The following is a 324-nucleotide window of genomic DNA, read 5'->3' as shown; positions in this document are numbered from 1 at the left end:
CGACCCTCGACGGCAAGACCTACGCCTACCCGCTCTACGCGGGCACCAGCGTCGTCTTCTACCGCACCGATCTGCTCGAGAAGGCGGGCATCGCCGCTCCCGAGACGCTCGACGACCTGGTCGCCGCAGCCGCCACGGTGCAGCAGGCGAACCCCGACGGTGTCGAGGGCTTCAAGGGCATCTACTTCCCCGTCGTCGACGTGCACGGGCTCGAGGGCTGGCTGTTCTCCCACGGCGCGAACTACGCCGAGGAGAAGGACGGCGCCTGGGTCAGCGGACTCGACACCCCCGAGGCCAAGGCCGCGCTCGAGCAGATGCAGACCA

Annotated in this window: 1 protein-coding gene; it reads left to right on the top strand. The window is 69.1% G+C overall.

Features of this window, described 5'->3' with window-relative positions; all coding sequences use genetic code 11:
* A partial coding sequence (locus SB753_RS35840; RefSeq protein ID WP_410804839.1) for an extracellular solute-binding protein occupies positions 1–324 on the top strand: 324 nt, incomplete at both ends.

Source organism: Paraburkholderia sp. SIMBA_053, from assembly GCF_046534895.1.
Lineage (GTDB): Bacteria > Pseudomonadota > Gammaproteobacteria > Burkholderiales > Burkholderiaceae > Paraburkholderia > Paraburkholderia caledonica.
This window is presented reverse-complemented; position numbering and strand designations above follow the sequence as displayed.